Origin of the sequence: Enterobacter sp. UNJFSC 003, from assembly GCF_036903355.1 — a bacterium.
In the GTDB taxonomy this organism is placed as follows: domain Bacteria; phylum Pseudomonadota; class Gammaproteobacteria; order Enterobacterales; family Enterobacteriaceae; genus Enterobacter.
Genome location: NZ_JBAKHK010000038.1, coordinates 1 through 670 on the forward strand (window position 1 = coordinate 1; position 670 = coordinate 670).

General features: G+C 49.6%; 1 protein-coding gene. It reads left to right on the forward strand.

All coding sequences use genetic code 11. The features are described from left to right. Positions 1-232: 232 nt before the first annotated feature. Positions 233-670 (forward strand): polyprenyl diphosphate synthase (uppS, locus tag V5P19_RS22960; protein WP_334407827.1); only part of this gene is annotated, 438 nt, incomplete at its 3' end.

Consider the following 670-nt stretch of genomic DNA (forward strand, 5'->3'; position numbering starts at 1 on the left):
CGCGTGAAGTCGCCAGAAAAGAGGTGATGCGTCTCGCAAGCTGAGGATAATCCGGCTACAGAGAGTCGCGCTATTTGTTAGCGTAGGGCTTCAGTGATATAGTCTGCGCCATCTGATCGTAAGTAGTTGGCTTTATAAGGTCAGGTATGCCGTGGTTTTACACGGCTTTTTTTTGTATAGGCTTCAGTATTCCTGAGTACCGTAAACCCTGTCAGGGAATAAAAAACGCGTGATGTTGTCTGCTACTCAACCACTTAGCGAAAAATTGCCAGCGCATGGCTGCCGTCATGTTGCGATCATTATGGACGGCAATGGTCGCTGGGCAAAAAAGCAAGGGAAGATTCGTGCCTTTGGGCATAAAGCCGGGGCAAAATCCGTCCGCCGGGCTGTCTCTTTTGCGGCCAACAACGGTATTGAGGCGTTAACGCTGTATGCCTTTAGTAGTGAAAACTGGAACCGACCAGCGCAGGAAGTCAGTGCGTTAATGGAACTGTTTGTGTGGGCGCTCGATAGCGAAGTAAAAAGTCTGCACCGACATAACGTGCGTCTGCGTATTATTGGCGATACCAGTCGCTTTAACTCGCGTTTGCAAGAACGTATTCGTAAATCTGAAGCGCTAACAGCCGGGAATAACGGTCTGACGCTGAATATTGCGGCGAACTACGGTGGA